This is a genomic window from Amycolatopsis arida (assembly GCF_900115565.1).
In the GTDB taxonomy this organism is placed as follows: Bacteria; Actinomycetota; Actinomycetes; order Mycobacteriales; family Pseudonocardiaceae; genus Yuhushiella; species Yuhushiella arida.
Map to the genome: position 1 here is coordinate 1 of NZ_FOWW01000023.1, position 1,346 is coordinate 1,346.

The window sequence follows — 1,346 nt, forward strand, 5'->3', positions numbered from 1 at the left end:
AGCGCCGACGTCTACACCGCCCTCTCCACCGGCACCACCTTCGGCCCCGGCACCAAATGGCACGACTTCTTCGGACTCCCCGGAGAAACCAGCCTCTGATGTATGAACTCAAGGAGAAGAAATGCGAAAAGTGAGAGGCAAGCCTCTGTCCGTGCTGGCGATTCTCGCCACGACGTTCGTTACCACGCTGGGCCTCACCACCGAGCCCGCCCTCGCGCAGCCTCCTGGGCAGGGGAGCATGAACGCCGCCTTCGCGCGGTCCGCGGCGGAGTCCGACGTTCCCCGGGACCTGCTGGTGGCGGTCGGCTACGGCGAGACCCACCTCGACGGCCACCAGGGGATGCCCAGCTCGGACAACGGCTACGGAGTCATGCACCTGGTCAGCAACCCGACCCGGCACACCCTGGAGCAGGCGGCACAGCTCACCGGTGAGTCGGTCGAGGCGCTGAAGAAGGAGACTCCCGCCAACATCCGCGGTGGCGCGGCGGTGCTGCGGGCGTTGGCCGATGGGCTGGGGCTCGATCGGGCGGACCGGCAACGGGTCGAGGCCTGGTACCCGGTGGTGGCCGCCTACAGTGGAGCGGCCGACGACCGGGTGGCCCGCCTCTATGCCGACACCGTGTACGAGCTGCTCGCCACCGGTCTACAGACCAGGACCGTCGACGGGGAACTGGTTTCCCTGCCTGCCCGCCCGGTGCAGCCCCAGCGCGGGAGGTTCGACGCCGTCCCCTCCCTCGACGACACCAGTGCGGACGTGACCACACAGGGATTGGACTACCCGCACTCGCGCTGGCTCCCGGCTCACCCCAACAACTACAGGTCGGGCCGGACCGCGCGCATCGACCGCGTCGTGATCCACGTGACGCAGGGCTCCTACGCCGGCACGCTGAGCTGGTTCCAGAACCCGTCGTCCGGGGTGAGCACCCACTACGTGATCCGCTCCGCCGACGGCGAGATCACCCAGATGGTCCGCGATGCCGACACCGCCTACCACGTCCGCTCCTACAACCCCCGATCGCTTGGCATCGAGCACGAGGGCTTCGTCAACAACCCGTCCTGGTTCACCGACTCGATGTACCGGGCCTCGGCCGCGCTCACTCGATGGCTGTGTGACCGGCACGGAATCCCCAAGACGCGCCAGTTCATCGTGGGGCACAACGAGGTGCCGGGCAACGACCACACCGACCCGGGGCCCCACTGGAACTGGGCCTACTACATGCAGCTGGTCAACGGCGGCGGTTCGGCCCAGGTCTTCACGGGTTCGTCGGCTGATTTCAACGGTGACGGCCGCGACGACGTGGTGACCTTCACCCAGAACAACCTGGCCGACGTGTACGTGGCGCTGT

At 67.8% G+C, this 1,346-nt stretch carries 1 protein-coding gene; it reads left to right on the forward strand.

Features of this window, described 5'->3' with window-relative positions; translation table 11 throughout:
- Positions 1-130: 130 nt before the first annotated feature.
- The coding region (locus tag BM051_RS28230; RefSeq protein ID WP_218151710.1) for an N-acetylmuramoyl-L-alanine amidase at positions 131-1,346 on the forward strand (1,216 nt) is incomplete at its 3' end.